General features: G+C 36.1%; 19 protein-coding genes and 1 tRNA gene. 11 read left to right on the top strand and 9 right to left on the bottom strand.

Features of this window, described 5'->3' with window-relative positions:
- Positions 1 to 119: 119 nt before the first annotated feature.
- Entirely contained in the window at positions 120 to 1,499 is a 1,380-nt protein-coding gene (locus EG344_RS04530) for a DUF1800 family protein (protein ID WP_123908517.1), read from the top strand.
- 46 nt (positions 1,500 to 1,545) lie between these two features.
- Positions 1,546 to 2,730 (top strand): DUF1501 domain-containing protein, encoded by a 1,185-nt coding sequence (locus EG344_RS04535; RefSeq protein WP_123908518.1) that lies wholly within the window; start codon positions 1,546 to 1,548, stop codon positions 2,728 to 2,730.
- Between the two features lie 91 nt (positions 2,731 to 2,821).
- Here EG344_RS04535 and EG344_RS23760 read toward each other — a convergent pair whose 3' ends face one another.
- The 3 genes from EG344_RS23760 to EG344_RS04545 form a co-directional block, all read right to left on the bottom strand.
- Positions 2,822 to 2,959, bottom strand: coding sequence for a hypothetical protein (locus EG344_RS23760; RefSeq protein WP_164464387.1), 138 nt, complete (start codon positions 2,957 to 2,959; stop codon positions 2,822 to 2,824).
- Between the two features lie 129 nt (positions 2,960 to 3,088).
- On the bottom strand, positions 3,089 to 4,108 hold the full coding sequence (locus EG344_RS04540) for a helix-turn-helix transcriptional regulator (protein WP_123908519.1): 1,020 nt from the start codon (positions 4,106 to 4,108) through the stop codon (positions 3,089 to 3,091).
- A 24-nt stretch (positions 4,109 to 4,132) separates the two neighbouring features.
- Entirely contained in the window at positions 4,133 to 4,465 is a 333-nt protein-coding gene (locus EG344_RS04545; protein ID WP_123860678.1) for a HopJ type III effector protein, read from the bottom strand.
- A 164-nt stretch (positions 4,466 to 4,629) separates the two neighbouring features.
- Here EG344_RS04545 and EG344_RS04550 point away from each other — a divergent pair, with 164 nt between their 5' ends.
- From EG344_RS04550 to EG344_RS04555, 3 genes are all read left to right on the top strand, one after another.
- Positions 4,630 to 6,012, top strand: a complete 1,383-nt coding sequence (locus tag EG344_RS04550) for an RtcB family protein (RefSeq protein ID WP_123908520.1) — start codon at positions 4,630 to 4,632, stop codon at positions 6,010 to 6,012.
- A 129-nt stretch (positions 6,013 to 6,141) separates the two neighbouring features.
- Positions 6,142 to 6,250: transfer RNA gene (locus EG344_RS23765), tRNA-OTHER, on the top strand.
- A 239-nt stretch (positions 6,251 to 6,489) separates the two neighbouring features.
- Positions 6,490 to 8,244, top strand: a complete 1,755-nt coding sequence (locus EG344_RS04555; RefSeq protein ID WP_123908521.1) for a hypothetical protein — start codon at positions 6,490 to 6,492, stop codon at positions 8,242 to 8,244.
- A gap of 195 nt (positions 8,245 to 8,439) precedes the next feature.
- Here the strand turns inward: EG344_RS04555 and EG344_RS04560 are convergent, their stop codons facing one another.
- Genes EG344_RS04560 through cobT form a run of 3 tightly spaced genes read right to left on the bottom strand, consistent with a single transcriptional unit; the run spans position 8,440 to position 10,766 of the window.
- Positions 8,440 to 8,994, bottom strand: a complete 555-nt coding sequence (locus tag EG344_RS04560; protein WP_123908522.1) for a histidine phosphatase family protein — start codon at positions 8,992 to 8,994, stop codon at positions 8,440 to 8,442.
- On the bottom strand, positions 8,979 to 9,761 hold the full coding sequence (locus tag EG344_RS04565; protein WP_123908523.1) for an adenosylcobinamide-GDP ribazoletransferase: 783 nt from the start codon (positions 9,759 to 9,761) through the stop codon (positions 8,979 to 8,981). Before EG344_RS04565 ends, EG344_RS04560 begins: the two co-directional genes overlap by 16 nt.
- Positions 9,762 to 10,766: a nicotinate-nucleotide--dimethylbenzimidazole phosphoribosyltransferase gene (gene cobT, locus EG344_RS04570; protein WP_123908524.1), complete on the bottom strand. Its 1,005-nt coding sequence runs from the start codon at positions 10,764 to 10,766 to the stop codon at positions 9,762 to 9,764.
- 300 nt (positions 10,767 to 11,066) lie between these two features.
- Here cobT and EG344_RS04575 point away from each other — a divergent pair, with 300 nt between their 5' ends.
- Together EG344_RS04575 and EG344_RS04580 are read left to right on the top strand one after the other, a co-directional pair.
- Positions 11,067 to 11,819, top strand: a complete 753-nt coding sequence (locus tag EG344_RS04575) for a DNA polymerase beta superfamily protein (RefSeq protein ID WP_123908525.1) — start codon at positions 11,067 to 11,069, stop codon at positions 11,817 to 11,819.
- 6 nt (positions 11,820 to 11,825) lie between these two features.
- Entirely contained in the window at positions 11,826 to 12,905 is a 1,080-nt protein-coding gene (locus EG344_RS04580) for a DNA polymerase beta superfamily protein (RefSeq protein WP_123908526.1), read from the top strand.
- 74 nt (positions 12,906 to 12,979) lie between these two features.
- Here EG344_RS04580 and EG344_RS04585 read toward each other — a convergent pair whose 3' ends face one another.
- A complete protein-coding gene (locus tag EG344_RS04585) occupies positions 12,980 to 13,324 on the bottom strand; it encodes a TfoX/Sxy family protein (protein ID WP_123908527.1) in 345 nt (114 codons plus the stop codon).
- Between the two features lie 248 nt (positions 13,325 to 13,572).
- Between EG344_RS04585 and EG344_RS04590 the strand changes: the two genes are divergently transcribed.
- Complete coding sequence (locus EG344_RS04590) at positions 13,573 to 14,013, top strand: MarR family winged helix-turn-helix transcriptional regulator (RefSeq protein ID WP_123908528.1); 441 nt, start codon at positions 13,573 to 13,575, stop codon at positions 14,011 to 14,013.
- A 7-nt stretch (positions 14,014 to 14,020) separates the two neighbouring features.
- Positions 14,021 to 16,435 (top strand): TonB-dependent receptor, encoded by a 2,415-nt coding sequence (locus EG344_RS04595; RefSeq protein ID WP_123908529.1) that lies wholly within the window; start codon positions 14,021 to 14,023, stop codon positions 16,433 to 16,435.
- A 454-nt stretch (positions 16,436 to 16,889) separates the two neighbouring features.
- Here the strand turns inward: EG344_RS04595 and EG344_RS04600 are convergent, their stop codons facing one another.
- Positions 16,890 to 19,151, bottom strand: coding sequence for a polyribonucleotide nucleotidyltransferase (locus EG344_RS04600; RefSeq protein WP_123908530.1), 2,262 nt, complete (start codon positions 19,149 to 19,151; stop codon positions 16,890 to 16,892).
- Positions 19,152 to 19,590: 439 nt separating this feature from the next.
- On the opposite strand from EG344_RS04600, the gene EG344_RS04605 reads away from it, so the two are divergent.
- Together EG344_RS04605 and EG344_RS04610 are read left to right on the top strand one after the other, a co-directional pair.
- The gene (locus tag EG344_RS04605; protein WP_228412856.1) at positions 19,591 to 21,003 is read left to right on the top strand and encodes a sugar MFS transporter; all 1,413 of its coding nucleotides are present in this window, start codon (positions 19,591 to 19,593) and stop codon (positions 21,001 to 21,003) included.
- Between the two features lie 406 nt (positions 21,004 to 21,409).
- Complete coding sequence (locus tag EG344_RS04610; protein WP_123908532.1) at positions 21,410 to 21,769, top strand: DUF4260 domain-containing protein; 360 nt, start codon at positions 21,410 to 21,412, stop codon at positions 21,767 to 21,769.
- 89 nt (positions 21,770 to 21,858) lie between these two features.
- Here EG344_RS04610 and rpsO read toward each other — a convergent pair whose 3' ends face one another.
- Positions 21,859 to 22,128, bottom strand: coding sequence for a 30S ribosomal protein S15 (gene rpsO, locus EG344_RS04615; protein WP_045494446.1), 270 nt, complete (start codon positions 22,126 to 22,128; stop codon positions 21,859 to 21,861).
- Between the last annotated feature and the right edge of the window lie 36 nt (positions 22,129 to 22,164).

Consider the following 22,164-nt stretch of genomic DNA (forward strand, 5'->3'; position numbering starts at 1 on the left):
CAAAAAAAAGACTCTGAAAAGTAATTTGAAATGATCGGAAAGAAATATTAACAATCCTTAACTCGTTATCATTTTAACCTTTTTTCATCAAAAACATCAAAAAAATAAATGTTCTCACCATGGCAGATTCATTATTAAAAAACAAACATCTCTTTTGGCGTTCAGGCTTCGGCGTTGGAATTAATCAAATCGACGATTTGAAAAATAAAAACACTAAAACGCTCATTAATGAATTATTTAAAGAAGGAAATTTTACAGAAGTCTCTTATGATACACCAGATATAGATCCTACGACAGACTATATGAACAGTACGGTTCCTGCGGAAAAAAAGAAGGAAATGCAAAGAATCTATAGAGCACAAAACGAAGAGTTGAATCTCAATTTTCTGGATAAAATGGTGAACAGCCAGGAACAAATGAAAGAAAAAATGGCTTTTTTCTGGCATGGACATTTTGCGTCAAGAGTTCTTAACCCAAAATTCAATCGACAATTATTAAATACCATCCGGAAAAATGCATTAGGTAACTTCAAGGATCTGCTTTTTGAAGTAAGCCAGTCTCCAGCCATGCTCAATTTCCTGAATAATCAGCAAAATAAAAAAGATCATCCGAATGAAAATTTTGCAAGGGAAGTCATGGAACTTTTTACCATGGGAAGAGGAAACTATACGGAAAAAGATGTGAGAGAAGGAGCAAGAGCATTTACGGGATGGAGCTATGATAAAGAAGGAAACTTTAAGGAAAGAAAAAATCAGCATGACGAGGGAACCAAAAACTTTTTAGGAAAAACAGGTAATTTTGACGGAACTGATGCTTTAAATATCATTCTAGAACAAAAAGCGACCGCAACATTTATCACAGCCAAAATCTATAAGTTTTTTGTCAATGAAAATGTAGACCAGAATATTGTGAACACTTTGAGTATAAGCTTCTACAATTCCGGCTATGATATAAAAAAGCTGATGACGGATATTTTTTCAAGCTCATGGTTTTACGATCAGAAAAATATCGGAAACAGGATAAAATCCCCCATAGAACTGATGGCAGGGATGATGCGGATGCTTCCCATGCATATTCAGAATCCTGAAAACCTCATCATCTATCAAAAGCTATTAGGACAAATGCTGCTCTATCCACCTAATGTTGCAGGATGGCCCAATGGAAGGTCCTGGATTGATAGCTCTACACTGATGCTGAGACTTCAGGTACCACAGATCTGGTCGGGACTACGCCCATTGGAATACAGTCCAAGACAGGATGATGACATTGATATGGGAATGAAATCTAAAGAAACAGCTTTGAACAAAAGCTTTAAAAATCCCAATATCACTATAGACTGGAACCGTGTAGATCAGATTTTCACCCATAAAAACTGTGAAGATTATCTAATTCAAAACACCCAAAGTCTGGACATGAATACCGTGAATAATTTTTCCGATAAAAGCACGAAAATGACCATTATTAATCTGATGTCAACTCCGGAATATCAGTTAATGTAATGTATATACCCTATTCATTTGCAACCCATCCACTAAATCCAACACTATGTTAATCAAAAGAAGAGAATTCCTCAAAATAAGTTCACTCGCTACAGCATCGTTCTTAATGCCTAATTTCCTGAAGGCTATGACGCTGGATGAAGCCTTAAATCCAAACCAAAATATACTGGTGGTTCTTCAGTTTACAGGTGGAAATGATGGTTTGAATACGATTATTCCTGCCAAAAATGACATCTATTTCAGAGAAAGAAAAACACTGGCTGTTCAGGACTCTTTATCTCTGACGGATGAAGCAGGGATCAATCCTTCTCTATCTTATTTTAAAGAGCTTTTTGATAATGGAGAGCTTTCTGTGATGAATAATGTAGGCTATCCCAATCCGGACAAGTCTCATTTCCGCAGTATGGATATCTGGCAATCTGCAAGCAGAAGTGATGAATTCCTGGATACCGGATGGCTGGGCCGCTTCCTGGATGAGGAATGCTACCGTTGTGAACATCCTACTCAGGCACTGGAAGTAGATGACATGCTCAGCCTTGCCCTGAAGGGACAAAACAATAAAGCTTTTGCCTTTAAAGATCCTAAAAGATTATATCAGACCAGCCAGGAAAAATATTTCAAATCATTGTATGACCATCATCACGATGATGAAACCGTTTCCTATCTTTATCAGACTTTAGGTTCCACCATTAATAATGCGGGCTATATTTTTGATCAAAGTAAAGCTAAAAAAACGGATCAGATTTATCCTAATTCTCAGCTGGGAAAGGATTTCAAAACAGTAGCCTCCTTAATTAAATCAGATATCAACACTCAGGTCTACTATCTTTCTATTGGTAGTTTTGATACGCATGTGAATCAGAATGACAGACAGAAAAAACTATTCGGTGATATTAATGAAGCAGTGAAATCTTTTGTTGCTGATATGAAAAGTAATGGACTCTTTAATAATATTCTTTTGATGACCTTCTCTGAGTTTGGTCGGCGCGTAGCTCAAAATGCCAGCAATGGAACGGATCACGGAACAGCCAACCAGATGTTCTTCATCAGCGGAAACCTTAAAAAGAAAGGATTATTGAATAGTCTTCCTGATTTACAGAATTTGAAGGAAGGTGACCTCATCTACACTGAAGATTTCAGAAAAGTATACGCGACCATTCTTAAAAACTGGTTAAAGGCCGATTCTTCCAAAGTATTGGGATGGAAAAACGGGGTTTATGATTTTATCTAAATAGACCCAGCTCTATGTAACCATAAAAAAAGAGACCATCCCATATGATAGTCTCTTTTCAATAATTTTAAATTTTAAACTACTTTTACGTTTAAGCAGTAATCTGCTTAGGTTCTTTCCCTTTCTGATCTTCTTTTTTATCAAGTTTCTCAGATATTTTTTTAACGATATACTCTATCGCTATAGGTGCTATAATGGCAATAAGTGCTTTAAATATTCTTGATTTCATAGGGTGATTTTGTACCTAATCACTACAATTTCCAAGCCAATATAGAAATATGTGGTATATTTTTAATGAATCATCAATTTAAAAATAACAGCATTAATTGATATACAATCCCATTAAACCTATATAAAATTATTTTTTTTCGGGAATTACCAACTCCTGATAATTTTTGCTTCCTGCCTTAAATTTTTCCTCCATCCTCAATCTTAACTTTTGAGGTTTATGGACAACCAGAGAGTCTCCAAATCCCAGTAATAGCCTTTCTAATTCATAGTTGATCTGTACACAGATTTTAAAAACAGTTCCTTCGTTGGTCTCGCTGACAATTTCCTGGCTTTTATGCAATGGTTTTGTTTTTACATAAGGAGCATTAGCAGCATCTACAAAGAAAGTGACATTTTTGGGAACTATTGATTCTGCAACGGTAACCCCTACAATGTCTTTAAAATATTCATCGCCATCCAGATCTTTATCAATATAAGAGGATTTTTCATCAATTTCTATATTTTCCATTCTGTCCAAAGCCAGGTTATACATTTTCTGTTTATAAAGACAGATCAAAAACCAACGGTTGTTGTATTCTTTTAATAACTGTGGATGAACGGTGTACATATTGGACTCCCTTGCAGTAAAACTTTTATATAAAATTTGAAGTACCTTTTTATTGAGAATACCTTCATACAGAATATCAATATGCTCCAACCCTTTCAGCTGTTCGTTTTTATCCAAATGAATAATTGATTTCTGGCTGGTAGAATGAATAGAGTCTTCCAGCTTCTGGATCACACCATTCATTTCTTTAAACATGGAGAAATCTTTGAACTGTTTCAGGATCTGAACAGCATTATTCATCGCCTTCAGATCGCTTTCGTTCACAGAAATATTATGGATGCTATACTCGGGATCACTGTATCGGTAATATTTTCTTTCATATACTTCAATGGGAGCTTCATACCCGAATTTTTCACTCCGCATATTCTGAAGATCCAGCTGAATCGTCCTTTTGCTTATAAAAGATTCTTTACCCTCAAATTCAAATAACGCCTCGGAACACTCATCAATAAGGTCTTCCAAAGTATATTTCCGGTATTTGTTTTTAAGACATTTATCTAATGTTTTATAACGGATCAGAGCGTTTTTATTAGATGACATGATTATTCTTTTTCGTCTAAAAAACTATTTCTCTGTCAGCGGATTTCCTTCAAAGATCAATCCGTCCCATCCGAATTCCATGAAGTTTCTGATATTCTGATGATCTGTTCCATCAGGATTTTTAAGAACATCTTCTCTATAAAACTCTCCGAAAAGAGGAAGTGTTTCTTCTTTAGACAGCCCATGGTAAGATGCAAAACCAAATATTTTACATGATCCGTTATTCTGTCCTTCTTCATTTCTTGTATTTCCGTTTTTGAATGCTGTAGGTGTAAAATCGTAATTCGCATCTATATGAGCAATCACATCATTGAATTGAACGGTTTCCGGAAAATGCTTTAATTGTTCTAATAACATCATAGTTGTAAGTTTAATTTTCTTTACATAAGCCAATACGCTAATTTTAAAATCATTGAATTGGTCTTTTTAAAATTTTTTGTAAAAATAATCAAAAATATTTTATCTACGCAAAACTATTGCGCAATAGGGTATTTACTTTGCATCAACAAAATGACATAACAATGGAATTTAATGGAAATCACTTAATCGAATTGGGATATAGACCTGCTAAATGGTTTAAAGATGCCATTATTTATATTAATGAAAATCATCTGGATGAAATTCAGATCAAAGAATATCTGGAACAGTTCAAACAACCTGAACTTATTCCGCTTCAAGAAACCGCTCCTGAGTTTATTATAAATATCAGAGCTGAACATGAAAATGAGACTGACAATGTAGAAAAAGTAATCAAAACGATGAAAGTGCTGATGAAAACACCTACACTAACAGCCGGAGCTTTGATGCCTGATGCCTGTCCTACAGGTCCTGAAGGTCAGATTCCTGTTGGAGGTGTAGTGGTGGCAAAAAATGCCATTCATCCAGGGTTTCATAGCGCAGATATCTGTTGTTCTGTAATGCTGACTGATTTTGGAAAGGTTAATCCTAAAGATATTCTGGATGCTGCTCATTCTGTGACCCATTTTGGATATGGAGGAAGACCAAGAGGGGAACAGATGCCAATGTCTCAGGAGCTGATGGATGCTTTCAGAGAAAATGCATTCTTAAATGATGAAAAATTAATCAGTATTGCCCGTTCTCATATGGGAACACAGGGAGACGGAAATCATTTCTTATTTGTTGGAATTTCTAAAAATACGGGAAATACAATGATGGTAACCCATCACGGTTCCAGAGCACCGGGAGCTGCATTATATGATAAAGGAATGAAGGTTGCCAACCGTTTCAGACAGGATATTTCTCCTGAAACATTAAAAGAAAACGCATGGATCCCTTATGATACCGAGGAAGGAAAATCTTATTGGGAAGCCCTTCAGCTGATAAGAACATGGACGAAGGAAAACCATACCAATATTCACGATGCTGTTTTAAATAAAATAGGAATTGAAAAAGAAGACAGATATTGGAATGAACATAATTTTGTTTTCAAGGATGGTGACCTTTTCTATCATGCTAAAGGAGCAACTCCTCTGGATGATAAATTTATGCCTGATATCACAGGACCAAGACTGATTCCATTGAATATGGCAGAACCGGTATTGATCGTTCAGGGAAAAACCAATGAAAGAAACCTTGGTTTTGCCCCACACGGAGCGGGAAGAAATTTCAGCAGAAGCCAGCATAAAAAGTCTTTGGCTCATAAAACCACTGAAGAGATCTTCAAAGAGGAAACGGCAGGACTGGATATCCGATTCTATTCGAATGAAATTGATATTTCCGAATTACCAACTGCTTATAAAAGTGCAGCGAATGTAAGAGCACAGATTGAGGAATACGGACTTTGTGAAGTATTGGATGAAGTGATGCCTTATGGATGTATCATGGCAGGTGATGTTCAGAAGAATGCACCATGGAAGAAAAAGAAGAAATATAGAAAGGCATAATTTCTTATTTAATATGACTCAATATAAACCTTATAGGTTTTAGAAACCTATAAGGTTGTCAAAAAACTAATAATAAAACCTTACCGGGGTAAAAGCCTGTAAGGTTCATGAAAACTTTTCATAACGGCAGGGGCAGTAGCTCAGATGGTTAGAGCAACAAAATTACTTTTCGCTACAGGCATATAAAGTTCCTATGAATCCCAATTGTGTGTCACAGGTTCGAGTCCTGTCTGCTCCTCAATAGAATGAAATGGTATATACCCGTATCTGTCATTTCATACTTTAAAAAATGTAAGGCAAAGAAAGTTCCTATATTTCCTGATTTACTTTCCGCTTTTTCAAAATACAAGGCAAAGGGGGTTCCTCTATTTTTTGGATAAATTACTCCCCGCTTTTTATAAACTATAGGTAAAAGGAGTTCCTATACACTTCACTTTTAATGAACCTACTCCTCACTTATTTTTTAAACTTAAAACAATGAAAACATTACAATTATTCAATGCTGTATTGGCTAAAAAATCAGATGAAACGCCATTTATTTCCAATGAAGGTTTCATTATTGAATCTGATGCTCTTTGGGCTAAAAAAGAGATCATCTCTTATTATGCAAAGGAAAAACTGAATGGAAATGATCTGAATAAAACTTTTCATAAATCCTGGGAGAAAATAAAAAATACATCCAGAATTGAGTTATTTTTTGAACAGATTCAGCATTATATTTCAACCTATGGAAGTAATTTCCAGAGTGAAATCTATATTCCTCAGGAAATACTGAATGTTCCTGATGTGAAGATGATTTTTAAAGTGATCAAAGCTTATACTGTAGAAGAAATGCAGGAAAAGTGCCTTTCTCTGCTGAGATCCGGAATTGCTTTAAAAGAAGAAACAATCAATGATCTTTTATATATCCTTACAGAAGAGCTTGATTATGATTTTACAGGAACAGAAAATATCAGAAATAAGGAAGCTATTATAAAAATAGCCGATTTATATGAGATCTATCCAGAACATCCTGTTGAGTTTTTCCGTTATGTGATTTATAAAACCACTCAAACAACGCTTTTAATTAAAAACGATGAATTGATTGGCTTAATTAAACAAAGCAAATTTAATCCAGCATATCTGTTCGAAAACTTCGGACTGGAAAAACTGGGAGAAATTTTCAACAGATTTAAACCATTATTTCTTGCTTATAAAAACAGGGCTCCGAAAACAATTAATAAAATTTCGAAGCTATCTAAAGTTTGTCATAAGCCATTAATTTCAAACCCATTGAATGATGCTACTCATACATTATTAGAAGCCACCGATTGGCATTGGTTAGAAAATGCAACACCATTTGCCTTATTCAAAGCATTGTCAGCATGCCACTCAAGAATGTATGGTCAGGATACTTTTGTGTATAGAATCAGAAATGGAAAATCGTGGGTTAAAAAGGGTAAGGAAACTTATGTGAATCAATTCAACTATGATTTTATTTTAGATTTTCTGAAACTGAAATATGAAAGCTTTTCCGGAAAGAAATTCTATTTCCCTGAGAATGTAGAGTTTGCATTACCAACTTCTGAAAAAATGTTTGTTGGGAATATTCCTACCGGAACCCGTTTCTATGGGGATAGACTGGCTGTTGGTATTTATTGGGAAGATAGATGGGGTGCTCGTGACCTTGACCTTTCAGGATTGAATATTTCCGGAAAAATAGGTTGGAATGCAGCTTATAATTATGGTGAAGGACAATTGATGTATTCCGGAGATATGACTTCTGCTCCCAACGGTGCTGTTGAATATCTTTATGCCGATAAAGGCTTAAGCACCCCAACGCTTGTCATGAATAATGTCTTCAGCGGAGATGCAAATTGTGGGTATAAAATTGTCATCGGAAAAGGAGATCAAATTTCCTATGACTATATGATGAATCCGAATAATCTCTTTGCTGAGGCCAGATGTAACTCGGTTCAGAAACAAACGATTCTGGGAATTCTTTTACCAAAAGGTGGAAAGCAATGTTTCGTATTGTTGAATTTCGGAGCAGGGCACTCTCATGTTTCCGGAAATAATGAAGTGTCTATGATGGCAACCAGTGCATTATATCAACAATGGTATGAAGCGATGTCTTTCAATGAGCTTATAAAAGAGCTTGGAGCAGAGATTACCACAGAAAAAGCGGAAGCTGATTTTGATTTTTCACTGGAAACGCTTGAAAAAGATAGTTTTATTAAAGTCTTTAAATAAAAATACGCTGTTCAAAATTTTGAATGGCGTTTTTTCTTTTAACAGATGATTTTATCTCTCAAAGACTGAACAGATTTTCTTAAGCATAAACATTTGTGTGATCTGTGGGAGCTTTTTATTTCGCGCAGATGTCATAGATTTTTACTCTCGCAAATTTTGCAGATAACACAGATTTATTCTAAAACTAATTGCTTATCATACATTTATACTTACAATAGAAAGATGTCCATCATTTTCCTGAATAATTACTTTCTTTCCGTATCCGATCTGAATCTTAAATATATTCTCTAGCGGGAACTGCAGTACAGCCTGAAGAATCAGACGGATGACCCCTGCATGAGCAATAATCAGGACTTTTCCAATATCTTTTTTAGCAACCAATTCGTTCCAAAAACTGATAACGCGGGTCTGCATTTCAATAAGGTTTTCGCCCCCTGAAGCTTTTATATTAATAAAATCTTTATACCAGGGATTAATTTCTTCCTCAGGAATCTCTGTCCATTTTTTTAATTCCCAATTTCCAAAATTCATCTCCCGAATCCTTTCATCAGTTGAAAACTTAAACTTAAAATGTTCAGCCAAAAGGCAGCAACGTTGTGCCGGACTTGAAATTACCAGCTCAAAACCGTTATCCAGATTTAAGTTTTTAAAATCATCCGAATACTCCTTTCGTAAAGGCATTTCGGCAAATCCATAACACAGATTTTCCGGATTATCTACCGCAGTATGACGAATCAGATGAATTTCCATACGATCATTGTTCCTAAATACAATAAAACTTCAGTAACCTGCTGTACAGCTCCTAAACAATCTCCGGTATAGCCGCCGATATGTTTTTTAAAATACCATCCCATGCAGATCTTTCCAAAATAAGCCAATGCAAAAGCCAATATCAAGCGCCAGTCCGGAATCAAAGCAAAAGAAATTACAACCCCGATAAAACTTACCAACAGAGCCATTCCATCCAAAGGTTTATTGGCCAGAGGTTTTGATTTGCTTACGTCAATATCCGTCACATACTGATGAGTGTAAATCATCGTTCCGGAAATAAAACGGCTTGAAGTATGTGCCAGGACGATAATTCCCAGGGTCTTTAACAGATCCATAGCTACCAAGGCCTGAATACTGAGAAATTTTAAAGCAAACAATAAAATAATTCCGATGGTTCCGTAAGCTCCTACTCTACTGTCTTTCATAATGGTAAGAATTTTTTCCTTTCCATATCCACCTCCAAAACTGTCACACATATCTGTAAAGCCATCTTCATGAAAGGCTCCTGTAAGCAAAACACTGCTAATCATCATCAGAACAATTCCTATTTCCAGGTTAAAAAGCTGATAAGAAAGATATAAAATCCCTGCATTAATCAACCCTACCAAAAGTCCGATCCACGCAAAATACTTCTGGGATTTATTCATGATCTCACCGGAATACGGAATGGTAAACGGAACGGGAATTCTGGTGAAGAACATCAGAGCCGTTGCAAAGTAGATCAATTCATTCTTTAAGGTCTTCATTTATTCTTTATTTGAAACATGAGCATCTTCAAAACTGGACATTTCATTCAGGAAATTTACGGCACTTTGAATAATTGGATAAGCTAATGCGCAGCCCGTTCCTTCGCCCAGGCGTAAATTAAGATTGAGTAAAGCTTTCTGTCCCAATAATTCCAAAAGCTGGAGATGCGCATTCTCATCACTTACATGACAGAATATACAGTTATTCAGAATATCAGGATTCTTTCTCCATGCGGTGGCTACTGCAACGGTAGCAATAAATCCGTCTACCATAATCAACATATTCTGATGGAAAGCTTCTTCCATAGCACCAACCATTTGCACAATTTCCAGTCCGCCAAAAGTCTGCGCAATTTCGTCCGGAGTTCTACTATCCGGATATTTCTCTATGGCAGCTGATAAAATATTGATTTTATTCAGAAACTGGTCATCGTTCAGTCCTGTGCCACGTCCAATACAACTTACAATAGGAAGATCAAACAATTGACTCATCATCAGAGAAGAAGCGGAAGTATTTCCGATTCCCATTTCACCAAAGCCAATGATATTACAGCCTGTTTTAGCAATATCTGCCACTACTGCGCTTCCATTCTGTAAAGCCTGTTGATATTCTTCAGAAGTCATGGCAGGTTCCTCCAGGATATTACGGCTGGATTTTCTGACTTTATGATCGATTAACTCCAATCCTTCCGGAAAATCAAAATTGACTCCTGCATCTACAATCTTGATTTCAATATTATGTTGTTTACAAAAGACATTGATCGCTGCTCCACCGCCTAAGAAATTCATCACCATTTGATACGTAACTTCTTGTGGATAGGCACTTACACCTGCCTTTGCAATTCCATGATCTGCTGCAAAAACCACCAGATGAGGATTTGTAAGTTGAGGCGACGTGGTATTTTGAACCATTCCTATTTTGTGGGCAAGGTATTCCAGATGTCCTAATGCACCTAAAGGTTTGGTCTTGAAATCAATTTTATGCTGTAGTTCGGTTGTCAACATGGATATAAAGTAGTTATGTTAAATAGAGAAAATGCAATATTAGTGAAATAAGGAGTATTTTGGGTAATGGCTCAAGGAGGTATTGGTGAGAAAATAGAAAATAGACGAAGAGATGAAAGACAAAAATCCCGGATTTTAGATAATGAGCCTATTCAATGCCCACCAACCTTAAACCTTAAACCTTGAACTTAGCACTCCAGAACACTCCTACTCTCAAACCCTACCATTCTCAAACTCAAAACAACTACGTAATAACATTGCGCACAATCCACTTTACTTTGCAGTATAAAATTGAAAACAATGACACCAAAAATACTAGAAAAAATAAAAGAAGTAGAAGCGACACGAGGGGTAAAAGTCCTTCTTGCCGTTGAATCCGGAAGCAGAGCGTGGGGTTTTGCCTCTCCGGACAGTGATTATGATATACGTTTTATATACCGGCATGAAAAAGACTGGTATCTTTCGCCTTGGGGTAAGGATGAAACGATAGAATTTATGACCGAAGATGACCTGGATGGTTCCGGATGGGATCTTAGGAAAACCTTTCATCTTTTGCTGAAATCAAATGCCGCTTTACTGAGCTGGTTCTACTCTCCTATCGTTTATACAGAAAATACAAAGTTTGTAGAGCTTTTCAAACCATTGGCTGATGCCTGCTTTTCACCGGTAGCAGTTTCATATCATTATTTAAGCATGAGTAAAAAATATCTGGAAGCCTGCAGAGCTGATGAAGTAAAATTAAAAAGTTATTTTTATTGTCTGCGAACTGCCTTAACCGGAAAATGGATCATAGAGAAAGGAACGGTTCCACCAGTGTTGTTCAGTGAATTACTTGTTTTAGTTGATGATAAAACGAAAACCAAAATAGAAGACCTAGTAACCCTAAAAGCTACCAAAGGAGAAGCTTATTATCACCCGAATGATTGGGAATTATTTGAGTTTTTAGAGAAAACGATAGCTGAGAATGAGGAAAAGTCTAAGGATTTGAAAGGTGGAAATGCTGATAAGAAGGAGATGGAGAGGGTTTTTAGGGAAATATTAAATAAAAAATAAATTATCATGACCATCCAAGACCTAAAAACGCACAACCTCCTCCTCTTCGAAGCCATCTCCGGAAGCCGTGCTTTCGGGCTGGCAACGGAAACTTCGGATACGGATATCCGCGGAGTGTACTACTTACCGAAGGAAGATTTCTTCGGGCTGAACTACATTCCGCAGATTTCCAATGAGACGAATGATATTACTTATTATGAGATCGGAAGGTTTGTGGAACTGTTGCAAAAGAATAACCCTAATATTCTGGAGGTTTTGGCAAGTCCTGAGAATTGTATTCTTCATAAAGATCCGTTGATGGATCTGCTTAAACCTGAGGATTTCCTCTCTAAATTATGTAAGGACACCTTTGCCGGATATGCCATTTCCCAGATTAAAAAATCAAAAGGTCTTAACAAAAAGATACTGAATCCTATTGACAAAGAAAGAAAATCCGTTCTTGACTTCTGCTTTATTCTTGACGGACAAGGTTCTCTTCCTTTGAAAAGATGGTTGTTGGAAAACGGAAAAGTTCAGGAAAGATGTGGTTTAACAAATATTGACCATACCAAAGGAATGTTTGCGTTATTTTATGATGACTCTCAAATATTGGGTTATAAAGGAATTATCCAGCATGAAGAAGCGAATCAGGTTTCAGTATCTTCTGTTCCCAAGGATGAAAAGCCTGATGCTTATCTGTTTTGTAACCTGGATGCTTACTCTACATACTGCAAAGACTATAGAGAATATTGGAAGTGGGTAGAAGAACGCAATGAAGACCGATACAATGTTAACCAAACGCATGGGCAGAACTACGACAGCAAAAATATGATGCACACCATCCGTTTATTGCAGTCATGTGAACAGATTTTTAGAACCCAATTTCTTAAAACCCGTGTAGAGAACCGGGATGAACTGCTAGATATCAAAGCCGGAAATTGGTCGTATGAAGCAGTAATGCAAAAGGCTGAAAATCTTATTCAATCCATTGAGCATCATCATTACGCTTCTCATCTTCCTGAAAGCCCTGATCTGGAAAAAACCACCAAAATTCTGGTTGAAATAAGAGAAAAACTATATGAGGAAATCATAAATAATGAGCAATAAGTAATATATAGTGGGAAGCTACAACTGTGCCCTCCCACTCTAACTAATACTCTAATACTCTCAAACCTTCAAACCTACCTCTTCTTTGAAGCCTTGGCAATTTTGTTGTAATCAAGACAAAGTCTCATCCAATACTCAAAATCTTCGGGTTTCTGAAAACCAATAGGTTCTACATAACAGTATTCTTTTAGTTGCTTTCCCCTCATCATCATAGGAAGAAAACCTGTTTTCTCCGCTACTTCTTCTTCCTTTTCAGGATTGTAACGGCACATCAGGTTGTCGTGACTGATATTGATACACATTTTGTCATTCACCAAAAATGCCAGGCCACCAAACATTTTCTTTTCTTCCACTTTAATATCATTCACTTGGGCTAGCCATTCTCTAACCCTGTCAGCCAATTCTATAGTATAAGCCATGATGATTATATTTTATCTTTCAAAGCTATTTAAAAATTATATTCTATTTATTTTTTTTGACTGAATTTATTTTACATCACCTAGTGATTCCCTTATTTGGACACTTTTTGAATCAGAAAAACACCCTACTCTATCAAGTGTTTTTAATTTTTAATAAAAATATTTTCAGAAAGTTGTAACAAAGAACAAATGTCACCAACTAATTAATTGATATATCAATAATTGATAAGTCATATTAATCTAAAAACATGGAAAAATTAAATTCAATCATATTCTACAACATAGACAGAGCCATCAGAGCCTATAGAAACTATGCCCAACGCCAACTGAAAGCAAGCGGTTTTACAATCACTATCGATCAGTGGCTTATCATCAAAGCAATTCTGGAAAACCCGGGAATTACACAGAATGAAATTGGTGATCTTGTTTTCAAGGACAATGCGTCTGTAACGAGAATTATTGATCTAATGGTAAAATCCGAATACATCACAAGGCATGTTCACCCTGATGATCGTAGAAAAACAAATCTGGAAGTAACAGATTCCGGAAAAAAAGTCATCAAAGAGGTTCAGAATATCGTAGAAAATAATCGCGAGATTGCTTTGAAGGGAGTTTCAAAAGATGAGCTTGAAATGATGTATTCAGCTTTACTGAAAATTTCAGAAAACTGTCTCAACCCTAAAAAATAAAAACGCCATGACCAGAATATTCGCCCTCATTTTTATCTGGATACTGCTGCTGTTCACCAGCTTATTGTCAGCCCAGACTATGCAGAATTTTTCCCTCTCAGGAAATATTAAATCGGACAAAGCAGAACAAATGGAAATCAACCTGTTGAATGCTGATCATAAATTGATTAAAACCGAAATTGTTGACTCTAACGGAAAATTCGGATTCAACGGTCTTAAAGGTGGAACTTACCACTTAAAAATCAGCAGAAACGGATCTGAGGTATACCATTCAGACAATATTTCATTAGTTAACAATACAACATTACCTTCCATTGATCTTACTATAAAATCTATTGAAGGAGTAACAATCACTAAAACCAAGCCTATGATCGAAAGACAGGATGGCAAAATGATTATGAACGTAGAAAACAGTATAGTCAGCACCGGAAATTCTGCCTTTGAAGTATTGGAAAAAGCTCCGGGAATCAGTATTGACAACAATGATAATATCAGCCTCCGCGGAAAAGGAAATCTTCTCATTCAGATTGATGGAAAAAATACCCCAATGACCGGAAGTGATCTGGCCAACTATCTTAAAGGAATTCCATCATCAACAATTGATAAAATAGAGTTTATTACCAATCCTTCATCAAAATATGATGCGGCCGGATCTTCCATTATTAATATCAAACTTAAAAAAGAGCAGAGAAAAGGTACAAACGGAAGTATATCTACCTCTTTGGGAATGGGTAAATATGTGAAAAACAATAACAGCCTCAGCATCAATCACCGAAATAAAAAGATCAATATTTTTGCCAACTACAGCTTTGCTTACAGGGAAGCTTACAACGGATTGGTACTGGATCGAAATTTTTATGAGAATAATAATTTCAAGAAAGCCTATATTCAGGATAACTATTTGAAGTTCAAATTCAACAATCATATTGCTAAAGCTGGAATGGATTATTACCTGAATGATAAAAATGTACTTGGATTTTCTGTAGGATTAGTTTCTAACAAATTCAATCTTAATGGTGATAATGCCAATACAACAATGGGAAATTCTTACACTCCGGAAAGCACTTTTAATACTCAAAATACTTCCAATGACCAATGGACCAATATTTCAGTTAATTTAAACCATAAATACACGATTGATTCTTTAGGCTCAGAAATCTCTACGGATTTTGACTATATCAACTATTCTAACTCTTCTTTACAGAATTTTGAAACAAGAACTCATCAAATAGCCGATGGAATGAACCAACTTGATATCATGAAGGGAGATATGGATGGAAAACTGAATATCTATTCATTAAAATCTGACCTTACCAAGAATTTCAAAAATGACTGGAAACTTGAAAGCGGAATTAAAACCAGCTTTGTAAAAACCGATAATGATCTGAAATTCTTTAGCGTCAACAATGAAAACTTAATCCCTGATCTCTCAAAAACCAATCATTTCATTTATGAAGAGAATATCAATGCGGTCTATGGAAATGTCTCAAAAAAATGGGATAAATTTAAAGCAACAGCAGGCTTAAGGCTGGAAAACACCAATGTAAAAGGGACTCAGCTTGCCACCAATCAGGTGAACAAAAGAAATTATACTCAATTCTTTCCAAGTGCTGTATTATCCTATGACCTGACGGAAAAAAGCAATCTGGAAGTAAATCTTAGCAGAAGGATTACAAGACCTAGCTACAATCAGTTAAACCCATTTAAGCTTTATCTTGATCCAACAACCATGAGCTCCGGAAACCCTGACCTTAATGCACAAACAACAATGAATTATGAACTCACCTATAGCCTGAGCAATAAATATTTTGCCACATTAAGCTATAGCAGGACATCAGACAACATTACAAATATTATAAAACCTACCTTTGAAAATAATCAGAATGTAACAGTTCAGACCTTTGAGAACCTGAATTCAGCTTCGTATTACGGATTATATCTTATAGCTCCTGTAAAAGTTACCCAATGGTGGGATATGAACAACAGTGCCAATTTTTATTATGGTTCCTACACTGGAAATGTTTCCGGAACACAAATTAACAACAAAGGAAACTTCACTTTCAATATCAACAGTATCAATTCATTTAAACTTGGAAATGGTTTTAGTGCTGAACTTACCGGAAATTATAAAGCGAGAGAAGTATATGCCTTCCTGAATATGAGCCCAAACTGGTACCTGAATATCGGAGCGCAAAAGAAATTCAAAAATAATAGCACTCTTAAATTCTCCTTCACAGATATATTCTTTACAAGTAATCTGAAAGGACAGACTATTTATAATGATTATATTGAAAATTTTGCAGTAAAAAGAGATACTCGTGTCGTGACACTATCCTACACCTACAATTTTGGTTCTTCTAAAAATGGACAACCTAGAAAAACTGGCGGTGCTGAGGATCTTAAGCAGAGAGTGGGAAGCTAGGACTTGTAGAGTTACTTGGTAGTCTGTTGGAGAACGATAAGTCAAAGATTTCTGATAAGATGTAGGCTTTAAGGCGCTCGGATTTCATCTCCGATACAATTGATTATGGTTAGATTTTCTCGAAGATTTTCTGAATACATAGATATAGGAAAAGTTTAATGGCCACGAATGCACCAATGACCTTATTCTATGTTACTAGGTAATTTAAAAAACATTTTAATTGTAACCACATATAACATAGAATTTATTTGTAAATAAAATAATTCGTGCATTCGTGGCAAAAAAAATGTACTCACTGAAAATCTTTGATTTTCTTACGCCTTAAACCAGCATGATACTTTAAACTCTTTTTGCCCTTGCCTAAAATCCAACAAGCACAATAAGTATAATTAAACCATCAAAAAACAAAAGATCCCTCAAAGTTGAGGGATCTTTTTATATCTAAGAATAATTCTTATGCTTCTGAAGAAGGTTCCTGATTTTCTACAGGTCTTTCACCTTGTGGTCTGTCTTGTCCTTCTGGTCTTCTCTGTCCTTCCGGTCTTCTCTGTCCATCTGGTCTTCTTTGTCCTTCCGGTCTTCCTTGTCCTTCTGGTCTTGGAGGTCTTGGTAAAAGAACTTTACGGGAAAGCTTCATTTTCTTACGGTCATCATAACCCATAAACTTCACTTCTACTTCATCACCTTCAGCATAAGGAACTTTATCTAAACGAGCCCACTCAATTTCAGAAATGTGAAGAAGCCCTTCCGTTCCTTTAGCAATCGCAACGAAAGCACCGAAATCCATTACTTTTACTACTTTTCCGTTGTAAACTTCTCCTACAACCGGTACAAAAGTAATTTCGTTGATTTTTGCAACAGCAGCATTGATTTTCTCTCTGTCTGTTCCTGCAATCTCGATACGTCCGATTTCACCAATTTCTTCAATAGCAATAACGGTATCCGTATCTTTCTGCATCTGCTGAATGATTTTTCCACCAGGCCCGATTACAGCACCAATGAAGTCTTTTGCGATCTCCATTACTACCATCTTCGGAGCGTGAGGCTTCACGTCTGCTCTTGGCTCAGAAATAGTTTCAGTGATTTTATTTAAGATGTGTAATCTTCCGTCTCTAGCTTGCATTAAAGCTTTTTCCATGATATCCATAGAAAGCCCCTGAATTTTGATATCCATCTGACAAGCAGTGATACCATCTGCAGTACCTGTTACTTTGAAGTCCATGTCTCCAAGGTGATCCTCATCTCCTAAGATATCAGAAAGCACTGTAAATTTACCAGATTTTGCATCTGTGATCAATCCCATTGCAATACCGGAAACTGGTTTTGTAATCTGAACCCCTGCATCCATTAATGCTAATGTTCCTGCACAAACTGTTGCCATTGAAGATGAACCGTTTGATTCAAGGATATCAGAAACAATTCTGATCGTATATGGATTTTCTTCAGGAATAACTGCCTGCAATGCTCTTTGAGCTAAGTTTCCGTGTCCTACTTCTCTTCTTGAAGTACCTCTTAAAGGTCTTGCTTCACCTGTTGAGAATGGAGGGAAGTTATAGTGTAGGAAGAATTTCTCGTCATGTTGCGTGATAACGCTGTCTACCATGTTTGCATCCTTAACAGAACCTAAAGTTACAGCTGTTAATGACTGAGTTTCACCTCTTGTAAACACTGCAGAACCGTGAGCTCCCGGAAGGTAGTCAATTTCTGACCAGATCGGACGGATCGTCTGAGGATCACGACCATCCAGACGGATATTGTCTTCAAGGATCATCTGACGCATTGCTTCTTTCTCTACATCATGATAATATACTTTTACGAAAGGTGTTATTCTTTCCAATTCTTCTTCATTATCAGCATATTGAGCAAGGAATTCTTCACGAACCGCTTTGAATTTCTCACCTCTCTCTTCTTTACCAGATGGAGTTCTTGCTACTTCATATACTTTATCGTAAGTTTCTTTCCAAACTTTTTCACGAATTTCTTCGTCGTGATTTTCGTGAGAATATTCTCTTTTTGGGAAAGCTTTACCTACTTTTTCTGCTAATCTTTCTTGAGCTTCAATTTGCTTTTTAATTTCAGCATGACCAAAATTAATAGCTTCTAACATTTCCTGTTCAGAAATTTCTTTCATTTCCCCTTCTACCATTACGATAGAGTCTTTAGTAGCTCCAACCATAATGTCTAATTCAGAATTTTTCAATTCTTCATAGCTTGGGTTGATGGAAAGTTGTCCGTCAAATCTTACCACTCTTACTTCAGACATTGGTCCGTTGAAAGGAATATCAGTAATGGCAATAGCTGCCGAAGCTGCTAAACCTGCTAAATCATCAGGAATTGTTTTTCCGTCATAAGAAATTAGAGAAATCATCACCTGAACTTCTGCGTGGAAGTCTTCAGGAAAAAGCGGACGTAGTACTCTGTCTACTAAACGCATTGTTAAAATTTCCTGATCTGAAGGTCTTGCTTCTCTACGGAAGAAGTTTCCAGGAATTCTTCCACCTGCATAGAATTTCTCTCTATAATCTACTGTTAATGGTAAAAAATCTACACCAGGATTTGCTTCTTTATTGGCTACAACAGTTGCTAAAAGCATTGTTCCACCCATTTTTACTACCACAGATCCATCAGCCTGCTTAGCTAACTTCCCTGTTTCAATAGTGATTTCTCTGCCATCAGCAAGAGTAATCATTTCTGTAAACGCTTGAGGTATACTCATAAATTTGTCTTCTTAATACTCCGTATTGAGTATGAATTAATATTTAAACTCTTTAAATTTCGTGTGCAAAGGTACTATATAATAATGATATATTAAATTTTTCAATTGCATAAATAGGCCTTCAAAATACAAAATTTTGGCTATCAGTGGATGAAAGATTTAAAAATTTTCCATCGGTAATGCAAAGCTGTTCATTATTTATGAAAATAAAAATCTGTTTTTTTGAGTTAATGTGTTGAAAAATCCTGTTGTTTTTGTATTATTGTCTCAAAAAATGAAAATAACATTTTAATTTGATAAAAAGTATACATCTCTTTATAAAAACCATCAAAATAATTGCAAAACCATAGGTTGATCCCTATATTTGCCCTACTTCACCAAATACAATGCTGTAGGCAAAAAAGTTAAGGACTTACCCTTATAGAGATAAATAATGTTTATGAATAAAGAAGTACAAACTCAAAGCAGGAATTACACGGTTCCATTGATTACCATCACCCTGCTGTTTTTTATGTGGGGATTTATCACCTGCATGAATGATATCCTGATCCCTTATCTGAAACAACTTTTCAAACTCACCTTTTTTGAGTCCATGCTGGTACAGTTCTGTTTCTTCGGAGCTTACTTTATCGGATCTCTGATTTATTTTCTGATTTCCATTTCTAAAGGTGATCCCATCAACAAAGTGGGATACAAAAAAGGAATTTTGTTTGGAATTGCTTTGGCTGCCTTAGGCTGTATTCTGTTTTATCCGGCAGCAACATTTTCTTATTATCCTTTATTTTTAGGAGCATTGTTCATTTTAGGATTAGGATTTACCGTATTACAGATCACTGCCAACGCCTATGTTTCCTTACTTGGTTCAGAAGAATCTGCATCCAGCCGATTGAATATGACACAGGCATTCAATGCTTTCGGTACAACGATCGCCCCGGTATTGGGAGGACACTTAATTTTTGAACTGTTTTCTGAGCCGGATGGAACTTTCAGTGCAGTTGCTACCAGAATTCCCTATTTAATTTTTGCGGCCATCCTTCTATTGGTAGGATTATTAATTTCAAGAGTAAAATTGCCTTCGTTTCAAACAGAAACCGAAGAAACGGTACAGGGCTGGGGAGCATTGAAATTCAACCATTTAAAATTTGGGGTTTTTGCTATGTTTTGCTACGTGGGTGGTGAAGTGGCAGTAGGAAGTTTCATTATCAGTTTCCTTGAAGAAACCATGAAGTTTAACGAAGCGATCAGTAAAAATTACCTTTCCTTATATTGGGGGGGTGCCATGATTGGACGTTTCTTAGGAGCCATTTCATTAAACCAATCTATTAGCCAGGCTAAAAAAGCAGTATTCATGTTAGGGGCCGCAACATTAGTTTTCCTGGTCATTTTCAGCATTGTAAACCTTAACTTTGAACAAATAAGCTTCTTCTTAGTATTTATCTTACTGAATTTTGCAGCCTTCTTTGTGGGCAAAGCAGCGCCAGCAAGAACGTTGTCTATTTTTGCGGCTATCAATGTTATTTTATTGATTTCAACGATGGTTAACCATGGAGAAATGGCTATGTACAGTGTTTTAGGAATCGGTATTTTCAATTCCATCATGTTCTCTAATATCTATACGCTGGCAATTTCAGGATTAGGAAAATATACAAGCCAAGGTTCATCACTAGTGGTAATGGCCATTTTGGGAGGTGCTATCGTCCCTATTTTCCAGGGTTACCTTGCCGATCAGTTTGGAGTACAACACTCCTTCATCATTCCTGTATTCTGCTATATGGTGATTTTAATTTTCGGAGCTTACTGTACCAAGTATCTTGGGCATGTAGAAACTACTGAAGCGAAATCTGGACATTAAATAATACATATATAAAAGTTATAGGCTGTTTCATCTTTGGAGCAGCCTTTCTCTTTCTCCAACATTTTTCTATGTGGTGAACAATACATCTTTTATTTTTAAACCAGATAGGTACATAGATTAAAATCATTATTGTATTCGTGATGATTAAAAAGTAATTTAAAGCATCTGCATCATCTGCAAAATCTGCGAGAGCATTTATCAATAATCAATTTCATGAGAGATAAAATCCTTACGTTTTACAACAGAAAGCCCCTCAAAATCTTAACAACTTAGCATTTCCCAACATTATTATTTATCTACGCTTGCAATAAAGAACAATATTTCGCCTTTCAACATTCTCCGTATGTAACATTACTTTCAAAATACCGACTTACTTTATAGATCCCTTAAATTATCAATCCTGATGAAGACCCAATTAAAACTTGAATACGCAGCCTTTTTACTCCTTGGAGTTTTCGCATTTTCCCAAACAGGATATTCCTGGTGGTGGTTTGCTGGATTGTTCCTTGCTCCAGATATTTCTATGCTGGGATATACAGTTAACAATAAAGTAGGTGCATTCTGCTACAACTTATTTCATCATTTTGGAGTAGCCATTGCTGTTTATCTTATAGGAACAGCCCTATCACTCCCCTATTTACAAATGATTGGGACTATACTATTCTCCCATTCTGCTTTTGACAGAATATTAGGATATGGATTGAAATACCCGGATAGTTTTCAGAATACGCATTTGGGAAAGATTGGAAAGAAGGTGGAGTGATCTAAAGCAAGTTTGTGATTGGTTCTAATTATATTACAACAAAAAAGCAACCTCTTTCGAAGTTGCTTTATTTTGAAAATCTTTATAGATTATTTTCTTAATCCTAATGCAGCAATAATTGCTCTGTATCTTGCGATATCTTTTTTCTTAAGGTAATCTAGTAAACTTTTTCTCTTACCTACCAATTTCACTAGAGATCTCTCTGTGTTGAAATCGTGACGGTTAGCCTTTAAGTGCTGAGATAAGTGATTAATTCTGAAAGTGAAAAGAGCGATTTGTCCTTCTGCGCTTCCTGTGTCTTGTGCAGATTTTCCGTGTTGTGCGAAAATTTCCTGCTTTTTGTCTGTTGTTAAGTACATTCCAATATTGTTTAATGATTATTATGTAACGGGTGC

It is taken from the genome of Chryseobacterium sp. G0162 (assembly GCF_003815715.1).
In the GTDB taxonomy this organism is placed as follows: Bacteria; Bacteroidota; Bacteroidia; order Flavobacteriales; family Weeksellaceae; genus Chryseobacterium.

Coding starts and splice junctions, on each gene's coding strand:
- cobT (WP_123908524.1), bottom strand. CDS start 10,766: ATGTTGACAACCGAACTACAGCATAAAATTGATTTCAAGACCAAACCT.
- EG344_RS04595 (WP_123908529.1), top strand. CDS start 14,021: ATGACCAGAATATTCGCCCTCATTTTTATCTGGATACTGCTGCTGTTC.
- EG344_RS04565 (WP_123908523.1), bottom strand. CDS start 9,761: ATGAAGACCTTAAAGAATGAATTGATCTACTTTGCAACGGCTCTGATG.
- EG344_RS04580 (WP_123908526.1), top strand. CDS start 11,826: ATGACCATCCAAGACCTAAAAACGCACAACCTCCTCCTCTTCGAAGCC.
- EG344_RS04585 (WP_123908527.1), bottom strand. CDS start 13,324: ATGGCTTATACTATAGAATTGGCTGACAGGGTTAGAGAATGGCTAGCC.
- EG344_RS04545 (WP_123860678.1), bottom strand. CDS start 4,465: ATGTTATTAGAACAATTAAAGCATTTTCCGGAAACCGTTCAATTCAAT.
- EG344_RS04560 (WP_123908522.1), bottom strand. CDS start 8,994: ATGGAAATTCATCTGATTCGTCATACTGCGGTAGATAATCCGGAAAAT.
- EG344_RS04540 (WP_123908519.1), bottom strand. CDS start 4,108: ATGTCATCTAATAAAAACGCTCTGATCCGTTATAAAACATTAGATAAA.
- EG344_RS04575 (WP_123908525.1), top strand. CDS start 11,067: ATGACACCAAAAATACTAGAAAAAATAAAAGAAGTAGAAGCGACACGA.
- EG344_RS04555 (WP_123908521.1), top strand. CDS start 6,490: ATGAAAACATTACAATTATTCAATGCTGTATTGGCTAAAAAATCAGAT.
- EG344_RS23760 (WP_164464387.1), bottom strand. CDS start 2,959: ATGAAATCAAGAATATTTAAAGCACTTATTGCCATTATAGCACCTATA.
- EG344_RS04590 (WP_123908528.1), top strand. CDS start 13,573: ATGGAAAAATTAAATTCAATCATATTCTACAACATAGACAGAGCCATC.
- rpsO (WP_045494446.1), bottom strand. CDS start 22,128: ATGTACTTAACAACAGACAAAAAGCAGGAAATTTTCGCACAACACGGA.
- EG344_RS04535 (WP_123908518.1), top strand. CDS start 1,546: ATGTTAATCAAAAGAAGAGAATTCCTCAAAATAAGTTCACTCGCTACA.
- EG344_RS04550 (WP_123908520.1), top strand. CDS start 4,630: ATGGAATTTAATGGAAATCACTTAATCGAATTGGGATATAGACCTGCT.
- EG344_RS04600 (WP_123908530.1), bottom strand. CDS start 19,151: ATGAGTATACCTCAAGCGTTTACAGAAATGATTACTCTTGCTGATGGC.
- EG344_RS04610 (WP_123908532.1), top strand. CDS start 21,410: ATGAAGACCCAATTAAAACTTGAATACGCAGCCTTTTTACTCCTTGGA.
- EG344_RS04605 (WP_228412856.1), top strand. CDS start 19,591: ATGAATAAAGAAGTACAAACTCAAAGCAGGAATTACACGGTTCCATTG.
- EG344_RS04530 (WP_123908517.1), top strand. CDS start 120: ATGGCAGATTCATTATTAAAAAACAAACATCTCTTTTGGCGTTCAGGC.